The sequence below is a fragment of the Thiomicrorhabdus hydrogeniphila genome (assembly GCF_054656895.1).
Genome location: NZ_BAAHXL010000001.1, coordinates 1,160,542 through 1,182,430, shown reverse-complemented (window position 1 = coordinate 1,182,430; position 21,889 = coordinate 1,160,542). Strand labels below are relative to the sequence as shown.

The following is a 21,889-nucleotide window of genomic DNA, read 5'->3' as shown; positions in this document are numbered from 1 at the left end:
AGTGGTTTAACGTTATGCCGTTTAACAACGCACTCAAGCCGACTGCGCTAACGCGCAGCGGCTTAGCTTAATCGTTAGCTTCAAAACTTTCGGAGATAAAATGAAAGAAATTATTCAAAAAACCTTTGGTGGTCTCACTACTCAGTATTATTTTAGAAACCTCTTTTTTGGTTTGTTTGTAACAGCGTTATTTGTATATATGGAAATGAATGCAAGTCGTTCTACAGAATGGGCATTTGCGCCTTATGTTTTATTGAGTACGCTGTTGTACCCTTACTCAAGATTTGTTTATGAAAGCATAGTAGATTTCGTAATGGGTGAGAACGTATTTTTTGTAAATGCAATTTTAGCCGTGATTGTAAAAGTAATCACAATTTTTGTTTGCTGGGTCTTTGCAATATTCATTGCACCAATAGGTCTTGCATATCTATATTATTTTCACAGTAAATCAACAAGCTAACAAAGCACTCAACCCGACCGCGCTAACGCGCGGCGGGTTAGCTTAAACGTTATAAAGCATGAGAACTCATATATCGAGGCAGTGTCTTTACCCGTGGTCTTTCATAAAGTCAGATGGCCTTTGTCCAAAAAACGCCTTAAAAGCTGCGCTGTAAGCACTGTGACTGCTGTAGCCATAACTTAGGGAAATTTCAGTTATGGGGAGTCCTTCGTTAAGCGCTTCCAGAGAATAGAGCAAACGGGCTTGTTGTCGCCATTTGCCAAAAGAAATACCTGTTAATTGTACAAATTGTCGTTCAAAGGTTTTGGCTGAAATATGCAGTTCACTTGCCCATTCGGCGATTGGGCGTGCATCGGTTAAATGGTGTGTAAGGTATTCGCAGACGTTGTGATAACGCGCCTCTTTGGGCCAAGGCAATAATAAGTTTAGTGTGTGATGCCGTTTTAACTCTTCCAATAATAAATTTACTAATAAATTTGCGTGTCTATCTGCTCCATAGTCAATGGGCAGTAAGGTGACAGCTTGTATTAATTCTTTGAGTAATGGCGTTACGTTAATAACAACAGTTCCATTAGGTAGCGTTGAATTAACAGTGTGCGCTTTGATTAATACACTGCGCACTTGAGTACGGCTGCGCATGATCACAGAATGCTCTTCACCAACTGCCAGCCATACCGCTCGATTAGGTGGTACCAACCAACGCCCAGCCTGAGTTTCAATCAGCAGCGTGCCTGAAATGGCATACATCAACTGCCCGCTGTTGCTGTGCTTGTGCGAGGCAATAAAGTGCCCTTTTGGATAATCTACGGCTATACCATGTAGCGGCAGATTAGATGTTTCAAACAGGTTGAGCTTGTGTATATCGGCTGCGGATTTACCCATATTTGTCTTTTTTACTATACAAATTGCTCCATTATAGATATCAAGACAGCCAATGAAAACCTAAAATGCAGATTGATTTTTAATTTTTAGGGAGTTTATCCATGTTGCTTGACCCAAGTTGTAAGTATATTTCACACTCACCAGTTCAGTTAGTCGATCGTCAGTGGCCTGATCAGACGCTTAGTAAAGCGCCGATCTGGTTGTCTACCGATTTAAGAGATGGCAACCAAGCATTATTTGAGCCAATGAACCTGAATAGAAAACATAAATTTTTTAAGACTTTGGTGCAGGTTGGATTTAAAGAAATAGAGGTAGGGTTTCCAGCGGGTTCGCAAATCGATTTTAATTTTTGTCGCCAGTTAATTGAGCAAAATCTGATTCCAGAAGATGTCGTCCCTATGGTCATGACGCAGTTACGTCATGACCTTATTGATCGTACTTTGGAAAGTATGAGCGGTGCACGACGTGTCATCGTGCATTTATATAATGCAGTGGCACCAGCTTGGCGTGAGATTGTTTTTGGATTATCGGTAGAACAGGTTGAGCAGTTAGTTCGTGATAATGTTCGCTACTTGAAAAGGCGCGTTGCGGATTTTCCAGAGACTGAATGGGTGTTGCAGTACTCACCAGAAACGTTTTGTATGGCTGAGTTAGAGGTGTCTTTACGGATGTGCCATGCTGCGATGGATGAATGGCTAGAAAACGATACTCAAACCATGATCATCAACTTGCCAACCACCGTAGAAGTCAGCACGGCGAATGTGTTTGCTGATCAAATCGAGTGGATGCACCGTCATTTACAGCGACGCCAGCAAGTGATTCTATCTGTGCATCCGCACAACGACCGTGGTACAGGAATCGCTTGTGCAGAGCAAGCCTTATTAGCAGGGGCTGATCGAGTGGAAGGCTGTTTGTTTGGTAATGGCGAACGCAGCGGAAACTTGGATTTGGCTACCATTGCTTTGAATATGTACACTCAAGGCATTTCTCCTGGTTTGGATTTTTCCGACATCTTAGGCTTGGCATTAACGGTTGAAGAATGCACGGCAATTGCTTTGCACCCTCGTCATCCTTATGCGGGTGATTTGGTATTCACTGCATTTTCTGGCTCGCATCAAGATGCCATAGCCAAGGGCTTTAAGCGACAACAAGCCTGTGCACCGTGGGGCGTTCCTTACTTGCCAATTGACCCAAAAGACTTAGGGCGCACTTACGAGGGAGTCGTACGCGTTAACAGCCAATCAGGTAAAGGAGGTATTGCATTTTTGCTGGAGCAAGATTATGGCATACAGATGCCACGCCGTATGCAGGTGGAGTTCAGTTCAATCGTACAAAAGCAAGCTGACAGTGCAGAGGCTGAACTATCCAGCCAGCAACTGTGGAAATTGTTTAGCCGCACCTATTTAAAGCCCGAGCAAGCCTCTGGTGCATACGGTTATCAGCGACACTCCTTATTTAAAACTTCATCAGGACAAGAAATTGTCTTAGACTTAACATCTGTTCAAGGCAAACATAGGCAAGTAAAAGGACAAGGTAACGGCCCCATCGCAGCAACACTGGATGCGCTAGGACAGCAGGCAACGGTGTTGTCGTATGAAGAGCGAAATCTAGGGCAAGGTAATGATGCCGAAGCGATTGCGTTAATCGAGCTAACTACAAGTGGTTTATCCGGCTCGTATTTTGGCGTAGGCATTCATACCAATAGCACAACTGCCTCTATTTTTGCTGTGTTAAGTGCATTAGCAAGAATAGCTGGTTTTCAATGTAAATAAATTTGGTGTATATAAAATAAACCTGTTTGTTGCTCCTTAACCTCAAGAGGGGCTTTGGCTATACAGATGTGCACTATGCTTTATAACAAGTTGCTGCACTCGGAAAAATTACTCGCTGCGCTCCCAATTTCCCGGTGAGCAAGGCGTTACATGTCACCAAGACTGGAGGTATCGTGCAAGTAGATAGAGTTGACCATTTAGTTTTAACTGTTAAAGATATTGATAAAACAGTAAATTTTTACGAATCTGTAATGGGCATGAAAAAGGTGGTTTTCGGTGAAGGCCGTATTGCACTATCTTTTGGTTCTCAAAAAATCAATTTACATCAGTTAGGCGAGGAGTTTGAACCAAAAGCAGAGAATGTTAAATCAGGTAGCGCTGACTTATGCTTTATAATAAACGAGCCCATTGAGCAGGCTATAAAAAATCTTTCAGAATGTCATATTCCTATCATTGAAGGCCCAGTTAGCCGCACCGGCGCTAAAGGTAAAATTATTTCAGCATATTTTAGAGATCCAGATGGCAACTTAATTGAGGTCTCTAATTACTCCAGCATGTAACAAATCAATTAAAGTACAGCCTTCGGCTGGACGCGCTTACGCGCGCCCTTTATTGAGGCGTTAAGTGTCTTGAAAATAAAAAGGATGTAAATGACAAAAAAATATGTAAGGCATTCTGATGGTTCTGAATCGGAGCTCTTGTCAGAAGAAGAACGTCAAAAGACAGTGATGATTCTGAGAAAATTCTTTTGTTTTTGATTGGCGCTGGAATTTCAGGATGGTTCTTATACGATTACACAGCATCATATGACTTTGGTAAATTTTTGAGAATGGCTATTGTTGTAATACCAAGTGTTTTAGTTGGAGTTTTTTTAGCATATTTACACTTGGTTATAAAAACAATATTAGGTATTGCTTTTGGGTTAGGGTTCATCTTTGCTATAGGTTATTTTCTTTATAGCATTATGTAATTTCAAGAATACTATAAACACACTTAACAAAGCACTCAAGGGGACTGCGCTAAAGCGCATCTCTTGTCGTTTTATCGTTAACCTACTTTAATATAGGGCGTGCAAAAATCTGAAAATATTCGTATTATTTCAGTTAGACGTTCAAGAAAAAATAAGGTGGAGTTATATGAAAGCTTCTGAATTTGATAAAAACTTTGATGAAGATAGTGATGTTTTGGAACATTTGGATTTATCTAAAGCAAAGCGTTCTTTGCAAGAGACCAAAAGGGTTAATGTTGATTTTCCAACATGGATGCTAGAGTCTTTAGACCGAGAAGCGAGTCGTGTAGGTGTTACTAGACAATCCATTATTAAAGTATGGTTAGCGGATAAACTTGAAAACCTTCATCCTGTTATTGATAAACAAGGCTAACATAGCACTCAAGCGGACTATGCTAACACGCAGCTCGCTTGGTTTAATCGTTATAAACCAAATTAAGCATTAAAATAATTTTACCCAATGTCACCTATTCTCACTTAGGTGGTTTTATCATCCAAACCACCCACCCTACTACTAATAGTAAAATGGCTATTTCTAATAATGCCCACATAGTGGTTATTGACCTTAACTTTGTTGTAATGCGTTAAACAGCTTTTGGTGAATGCCACCGAAGCTGCCGTTACTCATCATTACAACGGTGTCGCCGGGTTGTAATTCATTTACTAACTCTTCTAACAAGGCTTCATAGCTATTTTGTATATGAATGGGTTGGCTAAATTCCTCAGTGGGTAATTGCCAGTTCCAATCGTCATCAATAAACGCATAAACTTCATCGGCTTCTTTAAACGCTAAGGGTAAAGTGGCTTTATGAATGCCCATGCGCATAGTATTGGAGCGTGGTTCAAACACGGCAATTAATCTTCCAGATTTACCAGGCCTGGTAGATTTTGATAATTGGTTTTTAGCCCCTTTTAAAGTGGTTTCAATGGCGGTTGGATGATGAGCAAAATCGTCGTAAATTTTAATGCCCTGCTTTTGACCTGATTGCACTTCACCAATTAATGTCATTCTACGGCGAATCCCCGTAAATTTAGATAAACCCTCAACCGCAATGCGAGCGGGTACGCCACAATGTACGGCGGCGGCTACGGCACTTAGTGCATTTCTTACATTGTGTAAACCGGTTAATAGCCAAACTACACGCCCTAAACAACTGCCTTGAAACATTACTTCAAATTCAGAGCCGTCTTGTTCATAAAGTTTATAACTCCATTCGGCACTTGATCCTTGCTTTTCAATTGGTGTCCAGCAACCTTGTGTGATGACTTCATCTAAATTGGCTTCATCATTAGGCATAACAATTAACCCATTGCCAGGCACGGTGCGTACTAAGTGATGAAACTGCTTTTGAATGTCTTTGACCGAATCAAAAATATCGGCATGGTCAAACTCTAAATTATTTAATACACACGTTCTTGGGTGGTAATGCACAAACTTTGAACGTTTATCAAAAAAGGCGGTGTCGTATTCATCGGCTTCTACAACAAAAAACGGCGAATCGCCTAAACGAGCCGATACACCAAAGTTTTCTGGCACGCCACCAATTAAAAAACCTGGATTCAGTTTGGCAAACTCTAAAATCCACGCTACCATCGAAGCGGTTGAGGTTTTACCATGTGTACCCGCCACGGCGACCACCCAGCGATCTTTTAGAATATGTTCTGCTAGCCATTGCGGGCCAGAGGTATACACTTGTTGCGCATTTAAGGTGGCTTCTACGGCAATGTGTCCTCGGCTTTTGGCATTACCTACCACAACCGCGTCGGGCTCGTGTTGTAAAAACTCGATTGAGTCGTCATCCATTACGCCAATGCCAGCTTGTTCTAATTGCGTACTCATTGGCGGATAAATCGCCTTATCAGACCCCGTTACCTCGTGCCCCATGGCTTTAGCAATTTGGGCAATTCCGCCCATAAAGGTTCCGGCAATGCCTAATATGTGTATTTTTTGCGGTTTCACTGATTTATCCTTGCTCTAATAGTAACTAACTTTTAAACTTGACTGACTATGACAAATCAAGCCTATATATCGATTCTGACTGAATCACACCTAAATGACTACTGCCAACAGATTCTAGCAAATTCCGCCATCACATGGATTGCGATTGATACAGAATTTGTTCGCGTAGATACTTATTTTCCTGAATTAAGCTTGGTACAAGTTCAAGATGCCTTGGGCCAAGCGGCGATTATTGACCCTATCGCCATTAAACAAAGTGCGGAAAGCGACCAACCTCTTAATGCGCTTGTGCAATTATTAGCCGATACAAGCGTCGTTAAGGTATTTCATTCCGCTCGCCAAGATATTGAGGTGTTGTACCAATTACAAAACCAAATGCCTACGGCGATTTTTGATACCCAAATTGCCGCTATTTTTAAAAAACATGGCGATATTGCAGGGTTTGCACGTGTTATTGAGAACGAACTCAATACCAAACTAGAAAAAAGCCAAACCCGTACAAACTGGCACCATCGCCCTTTGACTGAACTGCAAATTGAGTATGCCTTAGACGATGTGCGTTATCTTGCACCATTGTATGAAAAATACTTGGCTGAACTCAGTAAAGATGAACTGCAAGCGGTTAAAGATGACAGCACAGCATTATTAGATGAATCACTTTATAATCCTAACCCAGAAAAAGCGGGCGATAAAGTCAAAGGTACTAAAGGGTTACGTGGTAAAGGTTTAGCCATTGTAAATACCCTTGCGCAATGGCGTGAGTTATATGCCATTGAACATAATCGCCCTAAAAAATGGGTTATGAGTGATGAAGTGATTGTGCATATTGCTAAAAGACCACCGCAAACCGTTCAAGCCTTATATAAAGTGCCTAATATCAAAGCGTCTTCAGTTAAAGGTTTTGGCGAACAGTGGATAGAGCTGATTGATGCCGTTTTTGAGGCGGGTGCCGATAGTTTTCCTAAACCTGAGCCCAAACAACCAAAAGAAACACCCCAAGAAGAGGTTCTTTTACATTTGGCCAATGCGCATATTTTGCAAGTTGCTATTGATTACAATATGGTCGCCAGTCATTTAATTAATAAAAGCGATTTATTACAATTAATTAGAAACCCTAATTTACCTATATTAACGGGATGGCGACAAGAACTGATTGGCAAATCTTTACAAGCACTTTTAACAGGCCTGGTAAAATTAGAAATACAAAACCAACGCGTGGTAATTGTTCATAAATAATTAGCAATACTCAGTTTCACTCTTTTTATAATTTAATTTTCTTATTCAAAAATTAAAATAACCCAAATAATTCAGGAATATGACCGTGAATGCAGTTCAAGCGCAACAGGCCAATAACGTACTTTATGCACAAGCAGGCGGCGTAACCGCTGTGATTAACGCCAGTGCGGCGGCAGTAATAGAAACCATAAAAAAACACCCCAACGTATTTGGTAAAACCTACGCCGCTATTAACGGTATTAAAGGTGTACTTGAAGAAGCGTTGATTGATTTATCAAATATTGATGACGATGCCATAGAGCAACTCAAATACCAACCGGGCGCCGCATTTAAAGCTTGCCGATTTGACCTTGACCCACTTGAACATAATCCTAAACAATATCAACGTGTTTTAGAGGTTTTTAAAACTTATGATATAGGTTACTTTCTTTACAATGGCGGTAATGGTTCAATGGTTACGGCACAAAAAGTAGCGGATTACTGTTGTGAAAATGGTCATAAAGTCATTTGTATTGGTGTGGCAAAAACCATAGATAATGATTTAGATATATCACACTGTAGCCCAGGTTTTGGCAGTGCCGCAAAATACATTGCCACCAGTTTTATAGAGGCAACTTTAGACATACACTCTATGTATGAAACCTCAACCAAGTTTTATGTTATGGAACTGATGGGACGAAATACAGGTTGGCTAACCATTTCTGCAGGCCTGGTAAAAGAGGTTATGTCCGATGCACCACTTATCGTGTTACCCGCTGAACGCAAATTTAATCAGCAAGCTTTTTTAGACCGAGTGGATACATTAATTGCCAAAAAAGGCTATTGTGTTTGTGCGGTGTCTGAGGGATTAATGCATAAAAATGGTGACTACCTTTCTATTGCCAATATTGAACATACCATTGAAAAGGATTATGTACAACTTGGTGGGGTTGCTTCAACTATATCTCATTTAGTTGGTCAGCATTTAAACAGTAAAACCCATTGCTCTATTCCTGATTACTGTCAGCGTTCAGCCAGTCATTTAGTGTCAGAAGTCGATTGGGAGCTTGCTTATCAAGCTGGTGAAGCCGCTGTTAATGCTGCATTAAAAGGCGAACATGGGGTTTTACCCATTGTTAAACTTGTTTCAGAAGCCCCGTTTAAATTTGAATTTATAAACGTGCCGTTAATTGATGTTGCAAACTTAGAAAAAACAGTACCAGATCATTTTTTAACAGAAGATGGAATGGATATTACTCAAGCCGCATTAGACTATTTAAAACCATTGATTCAAGGCGAGAAAAAACCACCCTTTAAAAATGGTTTACCAGACATAAGCCCTCTTACATTTAATACGGTTAAAACTCAACTACCTAAATTTATTGCCCTGAAATAAACAGGTATTTTAATAGCAATCATTTTGTTATTTAGGAATTTAATGCTGGTTAGAAACACAAGGTAATTTCAATTTAATTTAAGTTTAAATTAAGCTTAATTTACAACCAGCGTTTTACTAATAAGGGCACGTCTTCAGAGGGAATTGGTTTAGAGAAAAAGTAACCTTGAATATAATTACAACCATTTTGTTGTAAAAAATCTCTTTGTTCACTGGTTTCTACCCCTTCTGCCAAAACTTCTAAGCCTAAACTTCCAGCCATCGTAATAATGGTTTTGGTAATAATACAGTCCTCTTCATCTAAAGGTAAATCTTTAATAAAAGAGCGATCTATTTTTAACTTAGTTACAGGCAAACGTTTTAAATACGCTAATGATGAATAACCAGTACCAAAATCATCAATGGCAATTTTAACACCCAACCCACCCAGTTCTAGCAACAGTGAATTAATCACCTCAAGGTTTTTCATAATATCACTTTCGGTTAATTCTAAAACAAGCCATTCGGCTTTAAACTGACTGAGATTTAGGCACTCTTTTAAATAGTTTATAAAGTCTGGTTTTTGTAATTGTTTGGCCGCTAAATTAATAGATAACAGACCTAGATTCATTCCCTGTTGATGCCATTGTTGCCATTGCTGCATAGCCATTTTCATGACTAATCTATCTAATTCAACAATCAGGCCGGTTTCTTCGGCTAAAGGTATAAACGTATTTGGCACAACCAAGCCTAAAGCTGGGTGTAACCAACGTACTAAAGCTTCCATACCAATAATCTTATTGGTTTTTGCGTTAATTTGTGGCTGGTAATGAACAACAAATTCATTATTACTAATGGCTTTTCTTAAACTTGCTTGCATGGCAATATGTTCAAAAGCGGCTAAAGTCATATCTCGGGTATAAAATTGAAAATTATCTCTACCCAGTTCTTTAGCTTTATACATTGCTGCATCTGCACATTTTAAAAGTGCATCTGGTGTTTCACCATCTTTAGGATAAACGCTAATCCCTAAACTACTTGAAAGATAAAAAACCTGCTCTTTGACAAAAACGGGTTGCTTTGAAATATCAATTATTTTTTTGGCTAAAATTGAAATATCATTTAAATGATCAACCTCATTCATAATAATTGTGAACTCATCACCGCCTATTCTGGCTAAGGTATCTGATTCTCGAATACTAGAATGTAGGTTTTTAGCTACCTCTTTCAATACACAATCACCAACCTCATGCCCCATGGAATCATTAATCTGTTTAAATTGATCTAAATCTAAAAACAACAAAGCAAATTTTTGTCTATGACGTTTAGTTTGTTGAATAGCATGTTCTAGCCTATATTCAAGCATGGCTCTATTAGGAAGGCCGGTTAAAGCATCGTGATACGCTTGAAAGTGTAATCGTTCGCGCTGACTAATCAAAAGTTGTTCGTTCTTACGTAGTTGCGTAATATCTTCGTAAGTACCTAATACACCAAAAATTTCTCCATTTGCATCTTCTAATGGCACTTTTGAAGTTAAAAGAGTAACAACCTCACCATTTTTTCTTACTTGAGTTTCTTCAAATTTTAAAAGTGGTTGGCCACTACTTACAACGGCCATGTCTTCTTTTTGGTATGCTTCAGCATCATTAGTTGACCACATCAAATCATAATCTGTTTTACCAATAAGTTCTTCTACTGAGTCTAAACTGGCATCTTCTAAGAAGAGTTTATTTGCCCCTAAAAAACGAGACTCTACATCTTTCCAAAAAATTCTTACAGGAACCGTATCGACTATTTTTTGAAGTAAGTTTAATTGAACTTTAGAAGCTTCTTGTGCGGCATGTAATTCTGAAATATCGGCATCAAAAATGGCATAACACATTATGCCGTTGTATGTGACTCGCTGAATAGTTGCGTGTACAGGATAAGTAGAGCCATCTTTACGATTGTGTACAGATAAGGTGCTCATTCTATTTACTTTGTCACCAGAGGCTTTATAAGCCTGAACCATCTCCTCTGTGAGCTGTGGATTAAGATCAAAAACCGTAAATTCCATAATCTCTTCATTGCTATACCCGGTATTTAAAGAGGCGCTTTCGTTAGCGTATAAATACTGGTCAGTCTCAAAATCCACAATATACAGTTCTTGATGAGCCACCCTAATTAAATCTGCAAGTTCATTACTTTGATTTTGTAAATTCACTCTGTTAGTTACATCCAATGCAGAGCCAACGACTTTTATAGGGGTTCCTTTTTCATCATAAATCGCTTGAGCATAAACCTCTAAATACACAATACTGTTGTCGTTTTTAGTAACCGAAAATTTATTTTTAATCGTGCCACGCTCTCCAGTTTGAATGGCTTCATTAATCATAGATTGTGCTAAGTGTTGTCCTTCTTCAGAAATTTTAGAGTAGAAAGATTCCATTGATGGTTGATAGGTTGCTGGATCTTCGCCTAAGATGTGATACATCTGTTCTGACAATTTGAGAGAACCATCTTGTAAATAAATTTCCCAACTTCCAATTTTGGCAATACGCTGTGTTTTTGCTAATAATTGCTCACTAATTCTTAAATCTTGGTTTTTAAGAAATAACCCCTCAGACTTTGCCTGCAGGGTCTGAATAATTTCATCAGGCGTATCAGTTTCAACTAAAACAATTAAATTAAAATCACCAAAAACTCTTTTCTTTGGTTGTGCAGTAACTTGAAACCAACGATCAGTTTGGTCTTTACAATGAATTTGAAGTGATAAGGAGGTAAAGTCTTTTTTGTGCTCACAAGCCGACTCCATAGAATCAAGCCATGTCTGAATAACGTATTTTCGGTAGGATTCTTTAGGATAGGCTTTTTCACACCAAACTCTATCATTTGGTATGTCATCAACGGTATAACCAATGGTTTTAATAAATGCTGGATTTACATAAACGATTTCATCATTTAAGTCGCTACTCTCTTCATGCGAAGAAACACGATTAACGACCACGGGGTTTGGCATTAACTTAACAACAGAAATTATCTGTTCTAAGTCAGCTGAATCAGGCATTTAAACTCACTTTATTAAATTCATTACTAAAAATGATGAAATTCACATTGCTTTAAGTATATCGCCATTTGTATTTATCGTCACTAATTTTAAAAACAAAAAAAGCCCGAAAAATCGGGCTTTTAAATACAATTTAATACTTTATATGGTTATTTAGTATTGGAATGCATCGCGGTGAATTTAGCAATTAAAGCTGTTGGCTTGTGTTTTTTATTTTGTTTGTTTAAAACAAACACAACTGTTTCACCTTTTGGACCCGCACCAATGTCTGTAAACATAAAGGTTGGTTCACCCATTTTACGTACAAAATCCATATCATCTTTATTATCAAATACATAAATACGGTTATTTGCATACATTTCGCCATAAAAATTATCGTAACTGGCTTTACCATCCCAAAGCATAGCGGCAGGGGTATTTGCACCTTTTTTCTTATCGTCTTTTGGTAAACCAAATACAACCGTTTCACCATTTGGTCCTGCGCCAATACGCGTTAATCTAAAAGACGTTTCGCCCACTGCTTTATAGCCTTCAAACGTTGGAAGATCGTAAAAAATATTAATACGCCCTTCATCATGTGATTCAAACAACATAATAGAAGATGCCGCAACTTCTGCCGTTTTACTGGCAACCGGTTTAACTTCTGCCTGTTTTGTTTCAGATGCGTTACAACCTGTTAAGGCCATTGACGCGGTTAAAGTAGTGATTGCAAATAATGAATATAAACGCATAATTTTTTCCTAAAATGAAATCTCATAAAATGGTGTTTGTTCAATTTATGGTTACATTAATGATTACCAAAAAATGACTAAAGTCTGAACAAACTCAAAACTTAAGCCCATTCTATAAACCCTTTTTAAAAGTTAAGTAACAAATAGATGACAGTTTTATGACTTACCCTATACTTACAAAGTTTTAGATGGCCACAGGGCATACCAGGCCTACCAAAAACAAAAAAATTATGTAGTTCGTCAACGACATTAAAAGCCTTTAGGCCTTAAATACGCTAAAATACACCTCAATTAAATCTATTCCCCTATTTAAAGGAACATTCATGCTTGTAACTCATTCGGGTCGTTTTCATGCCGACGAAGTCTTTGCCATATCAATGGTCTTAATGGTTGAAGAACGTCAAATTACACGTTCAAGAGATGAAAAGGTTATTAAGCAAGCCAGTATCGTGTTGGATGTGGGTGCGGAATATGACCCAGAAACTTTACGTTTTGATCACCATCAAAACAGTTTTACCGAAGAGCGTGAAAACGGAATCCCATTTGCCACAGCGGGTTTAATTTGGCGTCATTATGCAAAACGTATTTTTGAGGTAAAGGGGTTAAAAGGCGATTATGAAATTGGCTTTGCCACACAATGGGTAGATGACAAACTGATTGCCGATATTGATGCGGTAGATAATGGCATGTATTTAGATGATCCACGCCCTTCTGTTTCTCAAGTCATTGCTATGATGAACGAATCATCAGACGAACCTGAAAAACAAGAAGTTGCCTTTAACAAAGCCATTGGTTTTACAACAGAAATATTAAATAACTTTATTAAAGCGGCCATAAAAGAAGCCGAGGTAGTGGTTGAGCTTGAAGAGTACGCTAAAACCGTTGAAAACGGAATTTTGGTATTAGATAAAAACCTACCATTTAAAGATTTTATTAGTTCACACCCAGAAATAAAACGTGTGGTTTATCCAAGAACCAAAGAACAATTTGGCGTTTACTGCAATGGCCAAGAAAATCATTTGCCACAACGCTTTAGAGGGTTACGCGATACCGAATTAAATGAAGTAACGGGTTTAACTGATACAATCTTCTGCCATAAATCCGGCTTTATGGCGGTTAGTTTAAGCCAAGAAAGTGCATTATTTATGGCAAAAAGCCAATAACAATTGAAATTTAAAAGCAAATTATCAGGCCTGGTATACCCTGTGGCCATACCGCCTTGTGAGCATAGGGTAATTTGCTTTTTTTAAAAGAAAAGTACAGACCTCAAATTAAACTTATCCCCCTCTCCTTTAAATTTCTATAACGACTTTACCCCTTATAACGTCATTAAAATCTTTACACTGATTTACTGTGTAATATCGCATATTATGTTCAAACTGTTGTCTAATAAACAATCTTTTAGCCAACCAATACACTGTTAGAGATTAAGAGACCTTTGCACGAGACCATGAACACATAAAAACAGCCATAATTCTCTATCTTCAAGCTAAAGAATTCTATCTTGTTTTTCTTGTGCCCCTGTCTCATGCAAAGGTCTCATTAAAATAATATAAAAGCTTTTTGCTTAAATTTGATTATTGTTTTCTAAGCCTAATTTAAAGGAGTTTTACCCAATGAAAAAAAACAGATGGCTTATGGCATTAGCCGCCGTAGGAGTGCATATATGCATTGGTTCAGTCTATGCCTGGAGCGTATATGTAAACCCAATTAAAGCTGAAATGAATTGGACATTAACCGATGTCACCATCGCTTTTAGTATTGCTATTTTCTTTTTAGGTTTATCTGCGGCGTTAATGGGTAAATTTGTTGAAAAAAATGGCCCACGTGTTTCTGCCATTATTGCCGCTGTGCTGTTTGGTTTAGGTACCGCTGGTTCTGGTTTGGCAATACTTATGGAATCTAAAATGCTTTTATACTTCTTTTACGGCGTTTTAGGCGGTTGTGGTTTAGGTATTGGTTATATTTCTCCCGTATCAACCTTGGTTAAATGGTTTCCAGATAAACGTGGTTTAGCCACTGGTTTAGCCATTATGGGCTTTGGATTTGCTTCGGCTATTTGGGGGCCAACCATTAAAGTGCTTATATCAGAAATAGGTATTGCCTCAACCTTTATTACTTTAGGCATTACCTTTTTTGTCATTATGTTTAGTTCGGCTTTATATTTACAAAAACCGGAGGAAGGTTATTTACCAGAAGGCTTTAAGAAAAAAATCGAATCAGGCCATAAAACCCTTAAAACAGACCTAGCCATGTTAGGTTTAAATGAAGCCGTAAAAACACCCCGTTTTTACGGTTTATGGTTAATGTTATTTATTAATGTAACTTGTGGTATTGCCATTATTGGAGTTGCTTCACCTTTATTACAAGAGCAATTAGGTGTAACCGCATTGGTTGCGGCAGCGGCGGTTGGTTTAATGGGTGTATTTAATGGTGCCGGTAGAATATTTTGGGCATCATTATCAGATTACTTAACCCGACCCATCGTTTACATTATTTTCTTTGCCACACAGGCGGTTGCGTTTTATGTGTTGCCATCTATAACTGAAATTATTCTTTTTCAAGTTATTTTGTATTTCATTATGTCTTGTTACGGTGGTGGATTTGCTTCAATACCCGCTTATATTGGCGATATTTTTGGCACCAAAGAACTTGGCGCTATACACGGTTACATACTAACCGCTTGGGCAGCCGCTGGTTTAGTTGGGCCTTTAATTATTTCTATGGTTAAAGATGCAACCGGTTCTTATGCTGAAACACTTTATGTGTTCTCTGGCTTTTTTGTTATTGCGTTAATCATCTCTATTGCCATGCTTATCAACATTAAAAGTATTGAGAAAAAACAGAACTTGGCTTAATAAATTTAATGTAAACGCATAAATGGGCTCAATTATCGCTCATTAATAACTTTACAAAAAACTTCTAAGTGTAAGAAATGCAATGTTTCTTACACTTAACCCCTCACTTTTCACAATAAAAATTCACAAAGCCATTCAATATTGCAACATTCAACAGTACATACAGACTCATTTTTTAAAACTTAGCTACAATTGAGTAAACAGCTTCGCATAATCAGCAGAACCTTTGGGCTTATTTATTTTCTCGTAGTCATCCATTTTACAAAGCTCTTAATACAACCCTTTGCTTTTTTTTGGGTTTTATTAATCATTCTGCAAATTAAATCTACAAAAAATAAGTAGGATTTTGTCTATGAATTGGTTAAAAAAGATTTTAATTTTAATAATCTTAATCGCACTCGGTTTGGCCGTCTTTTTTTGGTGGCAGTATCAAGCCCGTTACCCTTCTACCGATGATGCCTATGTAGATGCAAATCGCGTTTATATTAGCCCTCAAGTACAAGGTGCTATTCAACAAGTTAAAGTAAAACCTTTTGAACAGGTTACAAAAGGTCAACTCTTACTGCGAATAGACCCAGATCAATTTAATCTAGATTTACACCAAGCTCAGGCTCAATTAAGCCTAGCTCAAACACAAGCCGTTTCGGCTAAAGCCGAAATTAATAATGTGCAATCGCAACAAAAAGAACTGCAAAGTGAATATGACTACTTATCTATAGATAACAAACGCATTAAAACCATGACTCAAAAAGGATTATCGTCACAGCAAGCCGAAGATGAAAGCCGATATAAACTGAAAGAAGCTAAATCTAAATTAGAAGCCGCAGAATCGACTATTAAAGCCTCAAAAGCCAAACTTGCAGAAGCACAGGCACAAATTACCTCTGCCAATGTAGCCGTTAATTTAGCCAAACTAAACCTACAACGAACCTACATTACAGCACCCAATAATGGCGTATTGGGTGACTTTAATATTCAACCTGGTCAATATGTTAATACGGGCGAAAAATTGTTTCCAATGATTCAAGATGATAATTATTGGTTAATCGCTAATTTTAAAGAAACGGATTTACCTAGAATAAAAGATGGCCAGCCAGCGAAGATTGTTTTAGATTTAGCACCCAATTTGGTGTTAACGGGAAAAGTTGAATCTATTAGCCCTGCTAGCGGATCAGCGTTTTCAATGATTCCATCACAAAATGCAACAGGTAACTGGGTTAAAGTCACACAGCGTTTTCCAATTAGAATTCATATTGATTTACCTAAAAATGATGACCAAGCCTTACATGCTTTACGTGTAGGAGCAAGTGCCACCATAACTTTAGACACCCAATCTAAAGCGAATTAATCAATATGAGTGAGTCACAAGCGCACACACCTGACATAAGTATTGCTAAATCAGGTGTGCCCCGAGGCTTGATTTCGATAACGGTTATGTTAACCACCATAATGGTTATTTTGGATATGACTATCGTCAATGTGGCTCTGCCCGATATGATGGGAGCCCTAGGCGCAAATTCCGATCAAATTACCTGGGTGTTAACCAGCTATATCGTCATTGAAGCCATAATGATTCCTCTAACGGGTTTTTGGGTCAAAATGTTTGGGCGTAAGCGCTTAATGCTAATCAGCATTATTGGTTTTTTAGTTGCCTCTGCCTTATGCGGACAAGCCGACTCTTTAGTTGAAATGGTTATATTTCGTTTAATTCAAGGTTTTTTTGGCGCCTCTGTTGTACCGCTATCACAATCGATCATGATTGATACTTTTCCAAAAGAAGAACGCGGTAAAGCCATGGCCTTGTGGGGAGTAGGTATTATGCTTGCACCCGTTTTAGGACCAACGCTAGGCGGTTATATTACCGACCACCTAGATTGGCGCTGGGTGTTTTATATAAACCTACCTGTAGGCGCTTTAAATTTGATGATGGCATGGGCTTTACTTAATTATGAGCCCGGGCAAAAAGTAAAAGCCGACTGGTTAGGCGCTGGTCTTTTAGCTCTAGGAATTGGATGCTTACAATTTATGCTAGACCGAGGCAATGATGACAATTGGTTTGATTCTATGACTATTCAAGCCATTACCTTAATCAGTTTTGTAGCTCTAATTAGTTTTGTATGGCGTTCCTGGAACAGAGCAGACAGTGTTGTTAATTTAGCCTTACTTAAAGACCGAAACTTAGCCACAGCCAGTTTTATGATGTTTATATTTGGTTTTGGATTATTTGGCACGATTGCCCTACAACCCCTAATGCTAGAAAACCTATTTAACTATGATGCACAAACCGCAGGCCTAGTCATGGCACCACGAGGCATTGCATCAGCCATTGGCATGTTTGCCATTTCACGTTTTATTAACCGCGTAGATCTACGCTGGATTATCGCAACTGGCCTATGTTTTGCCTCAACCGGAACCTATTTATTTAGCATTCAAAACCTAAACTCAGCCGAAATTAATTTTATTATCCCCGCAATCGTACAAGGTTTTGGAATGGGTATGATATTTGTCCCCCTATCTACCTTAGCTTACGAAACCTTACAAAAATCTCAAACTAGCCAAGCGGCGGGGATTTACAATGTAGCAAGAACCATTGGCAGTTCCGTTGGTATATCAGTAGCAATAACAATACTAAATCACAGTAATCACCAAAGCCAAGTAGGACTAGGCAGTCAAATACAAGTCAATAACCCAGAAGTCATTAACTGGCTAGCCACTCAAAACCTAACCGTAAACATGCCCAACGCAATCATAGCCCTAAACAATGAAGTAAATCGGCAAGCCATGATGGTCGCCTTTAATGACACCTTTTGGACAGTCATGCTCAGCTTTATTGTATTGGCTCCACTATTATTCCTAATTAAAAAAAGAAACCTCAAATAAATACAACGCTAAAAAAATAGAACATACAGTACATAAACTAAAGCTGAAATAAAGAATAGGAATTGATTTTAGCTACTTTTAGACATAGAAAAACAACCACTTAGAATACTCTAAGTAGTTGCTAGAATGTGGTAGCGGGGGCTCGATTCAGTCATTTCTTGACAGTAACAATAAATCAAAAATAATCATTTTAAATCAATGAGTTAAGAGATTAAATTCAGAACCTATAGATAATTAAATTTCTAGCTAAGCTAGAAATCTTCACTCAGAACTATTTAAAATTTAACTTTTCAGCAAGGGCTAAAAAGTAATCTTTTGACCATATTTCTAGTGGAGATCTATCAACAATAAATCGTTCAATATCTTGCTTTGCATTATCAAAATCCACCACTTCTACCCGCTTTTTCAATAAACCCATAAAGGCTTCTCTATTAAGTGGTGTATTAATATCATTGCTTTGTAAAGCACGCTCATTAAAGTGGTCCAAATTTATGGCAATCCATTTTCTAAACATTGATGCGTGCATTTTTCCAGCAAATAAATCAGGCAAGCTAAAACATTTTACAAAGAATGAAAAGGGTTCAATTAACAATTTTTCTTCAGTCTCAAAATCCAGTGGTGGCAAGGTATTCACTTCAAACTTAATTTTGACCGCTTGTTTTCCATCTAACTTTATATCAAAAACCTGCGTACTATTTTTTAAAAACGCTGACTCAATCTGAGTGTCTATACCCTTTTGTTTCTGGGTAATCTCTACCTCATCAATACCTAATGCCAGAAACTCGGCTTCAACGGCTTTAACAAATCGTCCATAAAAAATTAACTATTTCAATTAGCAAACCTCTAAAATCGAGACCTAATTTAATTATTCTTTTTAGAATACCAATCTTTAGTAAGTAATAATTGAGCTTTAAAAAGCTAGTATTTGAGCATCTATGCCTTATTTTTTGAATTAATTATATAGCTATGAAGTGTCTAGTAAATTAGTGGCGATTCAAATCAATAATCTGAGGTTGATTAACAGGTTTGTATTCTTCATTCATAATGGCACTATTAGCTGCTACATAATTAGCTTCATGAGATAGTCCATACGCATCATGAATATGCCCAAAAAGGTGAGCCTTGATTTCAAGTTCATCAATTCGCTGAGCTAAAAATGGGCAGCCTACAGACACGCCCGTTGGCAACATGTCTAGCACCCCCCATTGAGGGGCCATGAGTAATCAAAACATCGGTATTTTCAGGAATCTTTGCCCACAATTCATAACCTTCGGTACCGTAAAGCTGAAATCCCCAGTTAAAAAATTCAGGTGTATATGGACTTCCCCAAAAGTTTATACCTTTGATTTGGATGCTTTCATTGATTAAGAGATGAACATCATCCGGTACAACAGCTTTCCTGAGTTCTTGATCAAACTCTAACTGTTCACACCACATGTCATGATTTCCAGGAACTAGAATTTTATGTTCGATAGGTAGTGACTTAAACCATTCTATAAAGCTTTCATAATCCATATATTTCATTGCATGGTGCATGAAATCTCCAGAATGGATAATCACATCAATGTCATTGCTTTCGACAAGCATTTTAATCGTTTCATCCAACGCAGAGTGAGATCCATGTGTATCACTAATATGTAAAAGCTTCATCACGTTCCTTGTAAATTAAAAATATTTTTATGCTTAGACTTGAATTTTCTGGACTGTTTTTTTTGTTCTAAATACTTTGTAAAAATTGTTCTAACTGATTTGCAGCTTTTAGGTGAGTCTCTTCTGGCATTTGAGCCAAGTTGTGTATCTTCCATTTAATTGCAGGAAGGTTTACCACCTCTGGGTACACAAACTGTCCCCAATCTGCATTGCGCCTTTTAACACTCAATAAAAACGCTTTGTCCACTTCAGTTAAAGATTTATGTATTTCTTGAACCAGCAGGCTTCTTGCTTCTATCAATTCAGCTAAGCCGACTTTTTCTGTTGTCATATTTTCAAACTCTTTGGCAAAGATATCCGTAATATCCTTAAAGTTTGGATTCAGTAACTCATGCATTGGCCTTGGGTGGCTCATTAAGTACACTAGAAAGGTGTCTTTTAACTTTTCGGAGATGCCTTCGTGCTCCAATAGCGCTTTAACATCATATAGATCTCGCGGGTGCTGCCGATCAAGTGCTGCACAGATTTTACCAGCATATAGGTCTTCAAAACTCAGTGCTTGCACTTCACTATAACCAAATAGTTCCTCAACTTTTGGACTCACAGAGATGCTTTGTGGAGGATGTACTGTACCGCGCAACACTGGCGATGTTTCAATTTTAATTTGGACATCTCTGTTCGAGACTGTTAAACGAGTCGTTCTATTTGAATCGTTTTTTTGCACCCTGAAACCACTATTTTGAAGCTTCATTGCAATCTGAGACAAATTTGCATGAATATCCGCCAAACTTACATCACGGTTTTTAACAGGTTCGTAAGCCAAGTCGATATCAACGGATAATCTAGGTAGGTCACGTATAAACAAGTTAATCGCCGTACCACCTTTTAACGCAAAGACAGGGTGCTCTTCTAAAACAGGTAACACTCTTACCAAGAGCTGTACTTGTTTAAAATAAGGATTGTTCGAATCCAAAACCATCTCCATCATTCAAGCTATGCTCCATCTCTTTTGGAACGGTTATCTGCCATTTTTTATTTAAAGAACCTCCTTTTATAAAGGCTCTTTTTCCTTTCCCTAAATCCAGCGTTTTCCAATTCATACGCTTTGACCAACTATGATGATGGCGATCACAGAACCAACCAAACAAACGTCTTGTTTGTATCGATTCACAGCACTCTAATGTCTTTTGCATTCTATTCGGGCTTAATGTGGCTAGCCCTTCAAATACAGAATCGATTGCTTGAAGGTCCGATACGGTTTTCGCCTCACTCAGCCACTCAACCAAAGCTAACTCAGGCTGAGCTGTTTTTATCGGCCAATCCCAGCTTCCAAAAGGTATCGTCGTAAATAGTTCCAGTGGTGCTTTATTAAGCCATTTTTTGGAATGCAACGAGAATACAAAGTTGCTGTTATGCTCTTCTCTCCAAAGCTCAGGCCATTTAGGAAGTTTGTTAGCACTATAGATTTGTATTTCTCTAGAACCTAACTCTAAATAATGAGCAAAACCTTTTTCTGCAAGAGCTGTCTTGCCTCCAACATGCGAACAATACCCTATTTCTTCTAGAGAGTAGGCTATTTGTTGCCACCTTAGTTCTGCACCAGGTTTACGATAAAGCCCTCGTTTAACGGTTTGCAAGTAGCCCGCTCTTAAGTAATAATCGATATCAGGTCGTGAAAAACCTTTTTTTTCTAACCACGCACGTCCTATCACCAAGCCTTCAGGCAAGGTATTCATCAGCTCCATTTTTTTAGAATAATACTCAGAATTCATAAACAAAAGACTCTTGGTTTAAAAAAGTAAGTTTTTGCATAGATATATTATGCAAATATAACAAAAAATAAACCAACCCACCTAAATTAATTTAAACCCCAACGAGATCTAAAAATTTTTACATGACTGATTTTTGATGTAAATAGTGGAGATTCAAACACGGCAGAGAAAAACTATTGTGATAATTGCCCTAAAGACGAGGCCAGATTTACTTGAAACTACATTCATAGAATGTTCTTTGAATAGATATGTAATTTATAGCCATATATCAAAATATTT

The 21,889-nt window shown here is 38.0% G+C and carries 19 protein-coding genes; 10 read left to right on the top strand and 9 right to left on the bottom strand.

All coding sequences use genetic code 11. The features are described 5' to 3' along the window. Positions 1-100: 100 nt before the first annotated feature. Complete coding sequence (locus ACYQ0E_RS05235) at positions 101-460, top strand: hypothetical protein (protein WP_460187188.1); 360 nt, start codon at positions 101-103, stop codon at positions 458-460. A gap of 87 nt (positions 461-547) precedes the next feature. Here the strand turns inward: ACYQ0E_RS05235 and ACYQ0E_RS05230 are convergent, their stop codons facing one another. Beyond that, positions 548-1,342 carry an AraC family transcriptional regulator gene (locus ACYQ0E_RS05230; protein ID WP_460187187.1) on the bottom strand — a complete coding sequence of 265 codons (795 nt, stop codon included), beginning with the start codon at positions 1,340-1,342 and terminating at the stop codon, positions 548-550. 101 nt (positions 1,343-1,443) lie between these two features. Here ACYQ0E_RS05230 and ACYQ0E_RS05225 point away from each other — a divergent pair, with 101 nt between their 5' ends. The 3 genes from ACYQ0E_RS05225 to brnA all read left to right on the top strand — a co-directional run bounded on the left by ACYQ0E_RS05225 (position 1,444) and on the right by brnA (position 4,496). Continuing rightward, entirely contained in the window at positions 1,444-3,114 is a 1,671-nt protein-coding gene (locus ACYQ0E_RS05225) for a 2-isopropylmalate synthase (RefSeq protein WP_460187186.1), read from the top strand. Between the two features lie 173 nt (positions 3,115-3,287). Then, positions 3,288-3,674 carry a VOC family protein gene (locus ACYQ0E_RS05220; RefSeq protein WP_460187185.1) on the top strand — a complete coding sequence of 129 codons (387 nt, stop codon included), beginning with the start codon at positions 3,288-3,290 and terminating at the stop codon, positions 3,672-3,674. A gap of 576 nt (positions 3,675-4,250) precedes the next feature. Beyond that, positions 4,251-4,496, top strand: a complete 246-nt coding sequence (gene brnA, locus ACYQ0E_RS05215; RefSeq protein WP_460187184.1) for a type II toxin-antitoxin system BrnA family antitoxin — start codon at positions 4,251-4,253, stop codon at positions 4,494-4,496. 192 nt (positions 4,497-4,688) lie between these two features. On the opposite strand, the gene mpl is transcribed toward brnA, so the two are convergent. Next, on the bottom strand, positions 4,689-6,083 hold the full coding sequence (mpl, locus tag ACYQ0E_RS05210) for a UDP-N-acetylmuramate:L-alanyl-gamma-D-glutamyl-meso-diaminopimelate ligase (protein WP_460187183.1): 1,395 nt from the start codon (positions 6,081-6,083) through the stop codon (positions 4,689-4,691). Positions 6,084-6,131: 48 nt separating this feature from the next. Between mpl and ACYQ0E_RS05205 the strand changes: the two genes are divergently transcribed. Both ACYQ0E_RS05205 and ACYQ0E_RS05200 read left to right on the top strand, forming a co-directional pair. Then, positions 6,132-7,319, top strand: coding sequence for a ribonuclease D (locus ACYQ0E_RS05205; protein ID WP_460187182.1), 1,188 nt, complete (start codon positions 6,132-6,134; stop codon positions 7,317-7,319). Between the two features lie 85 nt (positions 7,320-7,404). Further along, positions 7,405-8,694 (top strand): 6-phosphofructokinase, encoded by a 1,290-nt coding sequence (locus ACYQ0E_RS05200; RefSeq protein WP_460187181.1) that lies wholly within the window; start codon positions 7,405-7,407, stop codon positions 8,692-8,694. Between the two features lie 100 nt (positions 8,695-8,794). On the opposite strand, the gene ACYQ0E_RS05195 is transcribed toward ACYQ0E_RS05200, so the two are convergent. After that, positions 8,795-11,719 carry an EAL domain-containing protein gene (locus tag ACYQ0E_RS05195; protein ID WP_460187180.1) on the bottom strand — a complete coding sequence of 975 codons (2,925 nt, stop codon included), beginning with the start codon at positions 11,717-11,719 and terminating at the stop codon, positions 8,795-8,797. A 149-nt stretch (positions 11,720-11,868) separates the two neighbouring features. Then, positions 11,869-12,450 carry a hypothetical protein gene (locus ACYQ0E_RS05190; protein WP_460187179.1) on the bottom strand — a complete coding sequence of 194 codons (582 nt, stop codon included), beginning with the start codon at positions 12,448-12,450 and terminating at the stop codon, positions 11,869-11,871. A gap of 323 nt (positions 12,451-12,773) precedes the next feature. Between ACYQ0E_RS05190 and ACYQ0E_RS05185 the strand changes: the two genes are divergently transcribed. From ACYQ0E_RS05185 to ACYQ0E_RS05170, 4 genes are all read left to right on the top strand, one after another. Continuing rightward, complete coding sequence (locus ACYQ0E_RS05185) at positions 12,774-13,613, top strand: MYG1 family protein (RefSeq protein WP_460187178.1); 840 nt, start codon at positions 12,774-12,776, stop codon at positions 13,611-13,613. A 453-nt stretch (positions 13,614-14,066) separates the two neighbouring features. Continuing rightward, positions 14,067-15,308, top strand: a complete 1,242-nt coding sequence (locus ACYQ0E_RS05180) for an L-lactate MFS transporter (protein ID WP_460187177.1) — start codon at positions 14,067-14,069, stop codon at positions 15,306-15,308. Positions 15,309-15,660: 352 nt separating this feature from the next. After that, entirely contained in the window at positions 15,661-16,656 is a 996-nt protein-coding gene (locus tag ACYQ0E_RS05175) for an HlyD family secretion protein (protein ID WP_460187176.1), read from the top strand. A gap of 5 nt (positions 16,657-16,661) precedes the next feature. Beyond that, positions 16,662-18,188, top strand: coding sequence for a DHA2 family efflux MFS transporter permease subunit (locus tag ACYQ0E_RS05170; RefSeq protein ID WP_460187175.1), 1,527 nt, complete (start codon positions 16,662-16,664; stop codon positions 18,186-18,188). Positions 18,189-18,459: 271 nt separating this feature from the next. Here ACYQ0E_RS05170 and ACYQ0E_RS05165 read toward each other — a convergent pair whose 3' ends face one another. The 5 genes from ACYQ0E_RS05165 to ACYQ0E_RS05145 form a co-directional block, all read right to left on the bottom strand. After that, positions 18,460-18,939 carry a nucleotidyl transferase AbiEii/AbiGii toxin family protein gene (locus tag ACYQ0E_RS05165; protein ID WP_460188701.1) on the bottom strand — a complete coding sequence of 160 codons (480 nt, stop codon included), beginning with the start codon at positions 18,937-18,939 and terminating at the stop codon, positions 18,460-18,462. Between the two features lie 232 nt (positions 18,940-19,171). Next, on the bottom strand, positions 19,172-19,378 hold the full coding sequence (locus tag ACYQ0E_RS05160) for a metallophosphoesterase family protein (protein WP_460187174.1): 207 nt from the start codon (positions 19,376-19,378) through the stop codon (positions 19,172-19,174). Further along, positions 19,326-19,838: a metallophosphoesterase family protein gene (locus ACYQ0E_RS05155; RefSeq protein WP_460187173.1), complete on the bottom strand. Its 513-nt coding sequence runs from the start codon at positions 19,836-19,838 to the stop codon at positions 19,326-19,328. The genes ACYQ0E_RS05160 and ACYQ0E_RS05155 overlap by 53 nt, the downstream gene beginning before the upstream one ends. Positions 19,839-19,905: 67 nt before the next feature. Beyond that, on the bottom strand, positions 19,906-20,811 hold the full coding sequence (locus ACYQ0E_RS05150) for a nucleotidyl transferase AbiEii/AbiGii toxin family protein (RefSeq protein ID WP_460187172.1): 906 nt from the start codon (positions 20,809-20,811) through the stop codon (positions 19,906-19,908). Further along, positions 20,786-21,610: a type IV toxin-antitoxin system AbiEi family antitoxin domain-containing protein gene (locus tag ACYQ0E_RS05145; protein ID WP_460187171.1), complete on the bottom strand. Its 825-nt coding sequence runs from the start codon at positions 21,608-21,610 to the stop codon at positions 20,786-20,788. Before ACYQ0E_RS05145 ends, ACYQ0E_RS05150 begins: the two co-directional genes overlap by 26 nt. Between the last annotated feature and the right edge of the window lie 279 nt (positions 21,611-21,889).

What these genes read in the sequence shown, in the direction of transcription:
- ACYQ0E_RS05145 (WP_460187171.1), bottom strand. Translation starts at nt 21,610, where the DNA reads ATGAATTCTGAGTATTATTCTAAAAAAATGGAGCTGATGAATACCTTG.
- ACYQ0E_RS05170 (WP_460187175.1), top strand. Translation starts at nt 16,662, where the DNA reads ATGAGTGAGTCACAAGCGCACACACCTGACATAAGTATTGCTAAATCA.
- ACYQ0E_RS05195 (WP_460187180.1), bottom strand. Translation starts at nt 11,719, where the DNA reads ATGCCTGATTCAGCTGACTTAGAACAGATAATTTCTGTTGTTAAGTTA.
- ACYQ0E_RS05225 (WP_460187186.1), top strand. Translation starts at nt 1,444, where the DNA reads ATGTTGCTTGACCCAAGTTGTAAGTATATTTCACACTCACCAGTTCAG.
- ACYQ0E_RS05185 (WP_460187178.1), top strand. Translation starts at nt 12,774, where the DNA reads ATGCTTGTAACTCATTCGGGTCGTTTTCATGCCGACGAAGTCTTTGCC.
- ACYQ0E_RS05175 (WP_460187176.1), top strand. Translation starts at nt 15,661, where the DNA reads ATGAATTGGTTAAAAAAGATTTTAATTTTAATAATCTTAATCGCACTC.
- brnA (WP_460187184.1), top strand. Translation starts at nt 4,251, where the DNA reads ATGAAAGCTTCTGAATTTGATAAAAACTTTGATGAAGATAGTGATGTT.
- ACYQ0E_RS05155 (WP_460187173.1), bottom strand. Translation starts at nt 19,838, where the DNA reads ATGAAGCTTTTACATATTAGTGATACACATGGATCTCACTCTGCGTTG.
- ACYQ0E_RS05205 (WP_460187182.1), top strand. Translation starts at nt 6,132, where the DNA reads ATGACAAATCAAGCCTATATATCGATTCTGACTGAATCACACCTAAAT.
- ACYQ0E_RS05235 (WP_460187188.1), top strand. Translation starts at nt 101, where the DNA reads ATGAAAGAAATTATTCAAAAAACCTTTGGTGGTCTCACTACTCAGTAT.
- ACYQ0E_RS05160 (WP_460187174.1), bottom strand. Translation starts at nt 19,378, where the DNA reads ATGTTGCCAACGGGCGTGTCTGTAGGCTGCCCATTTTTAGCTCAGCGA.
- ACYQ0E_RS05230 (WP_460187187.1), bottom strand. Translation starts at nt 1,342, where the DNA reads ATGGGTAAATCCGCAGCCGATATACACAAGCTCAACCTGTTTGAAACA.
- ACYQ0E_RS05180 (WP_460187177.1), top strand. Translation starts at nt 14,067, where the DNA reads ATGAAAAAAAACAGATGGCTTATGGCATTAGCCGCCGTAGGAGTGCAT.
- ACYQ0E_RS05190 (WP_460187179.1), bottom strand. Translation starts at nt 12,450, where the DNA reads ATGCGTTTATATTCATTATTTGCAATCACTACTTTAACCGCGTCAATG.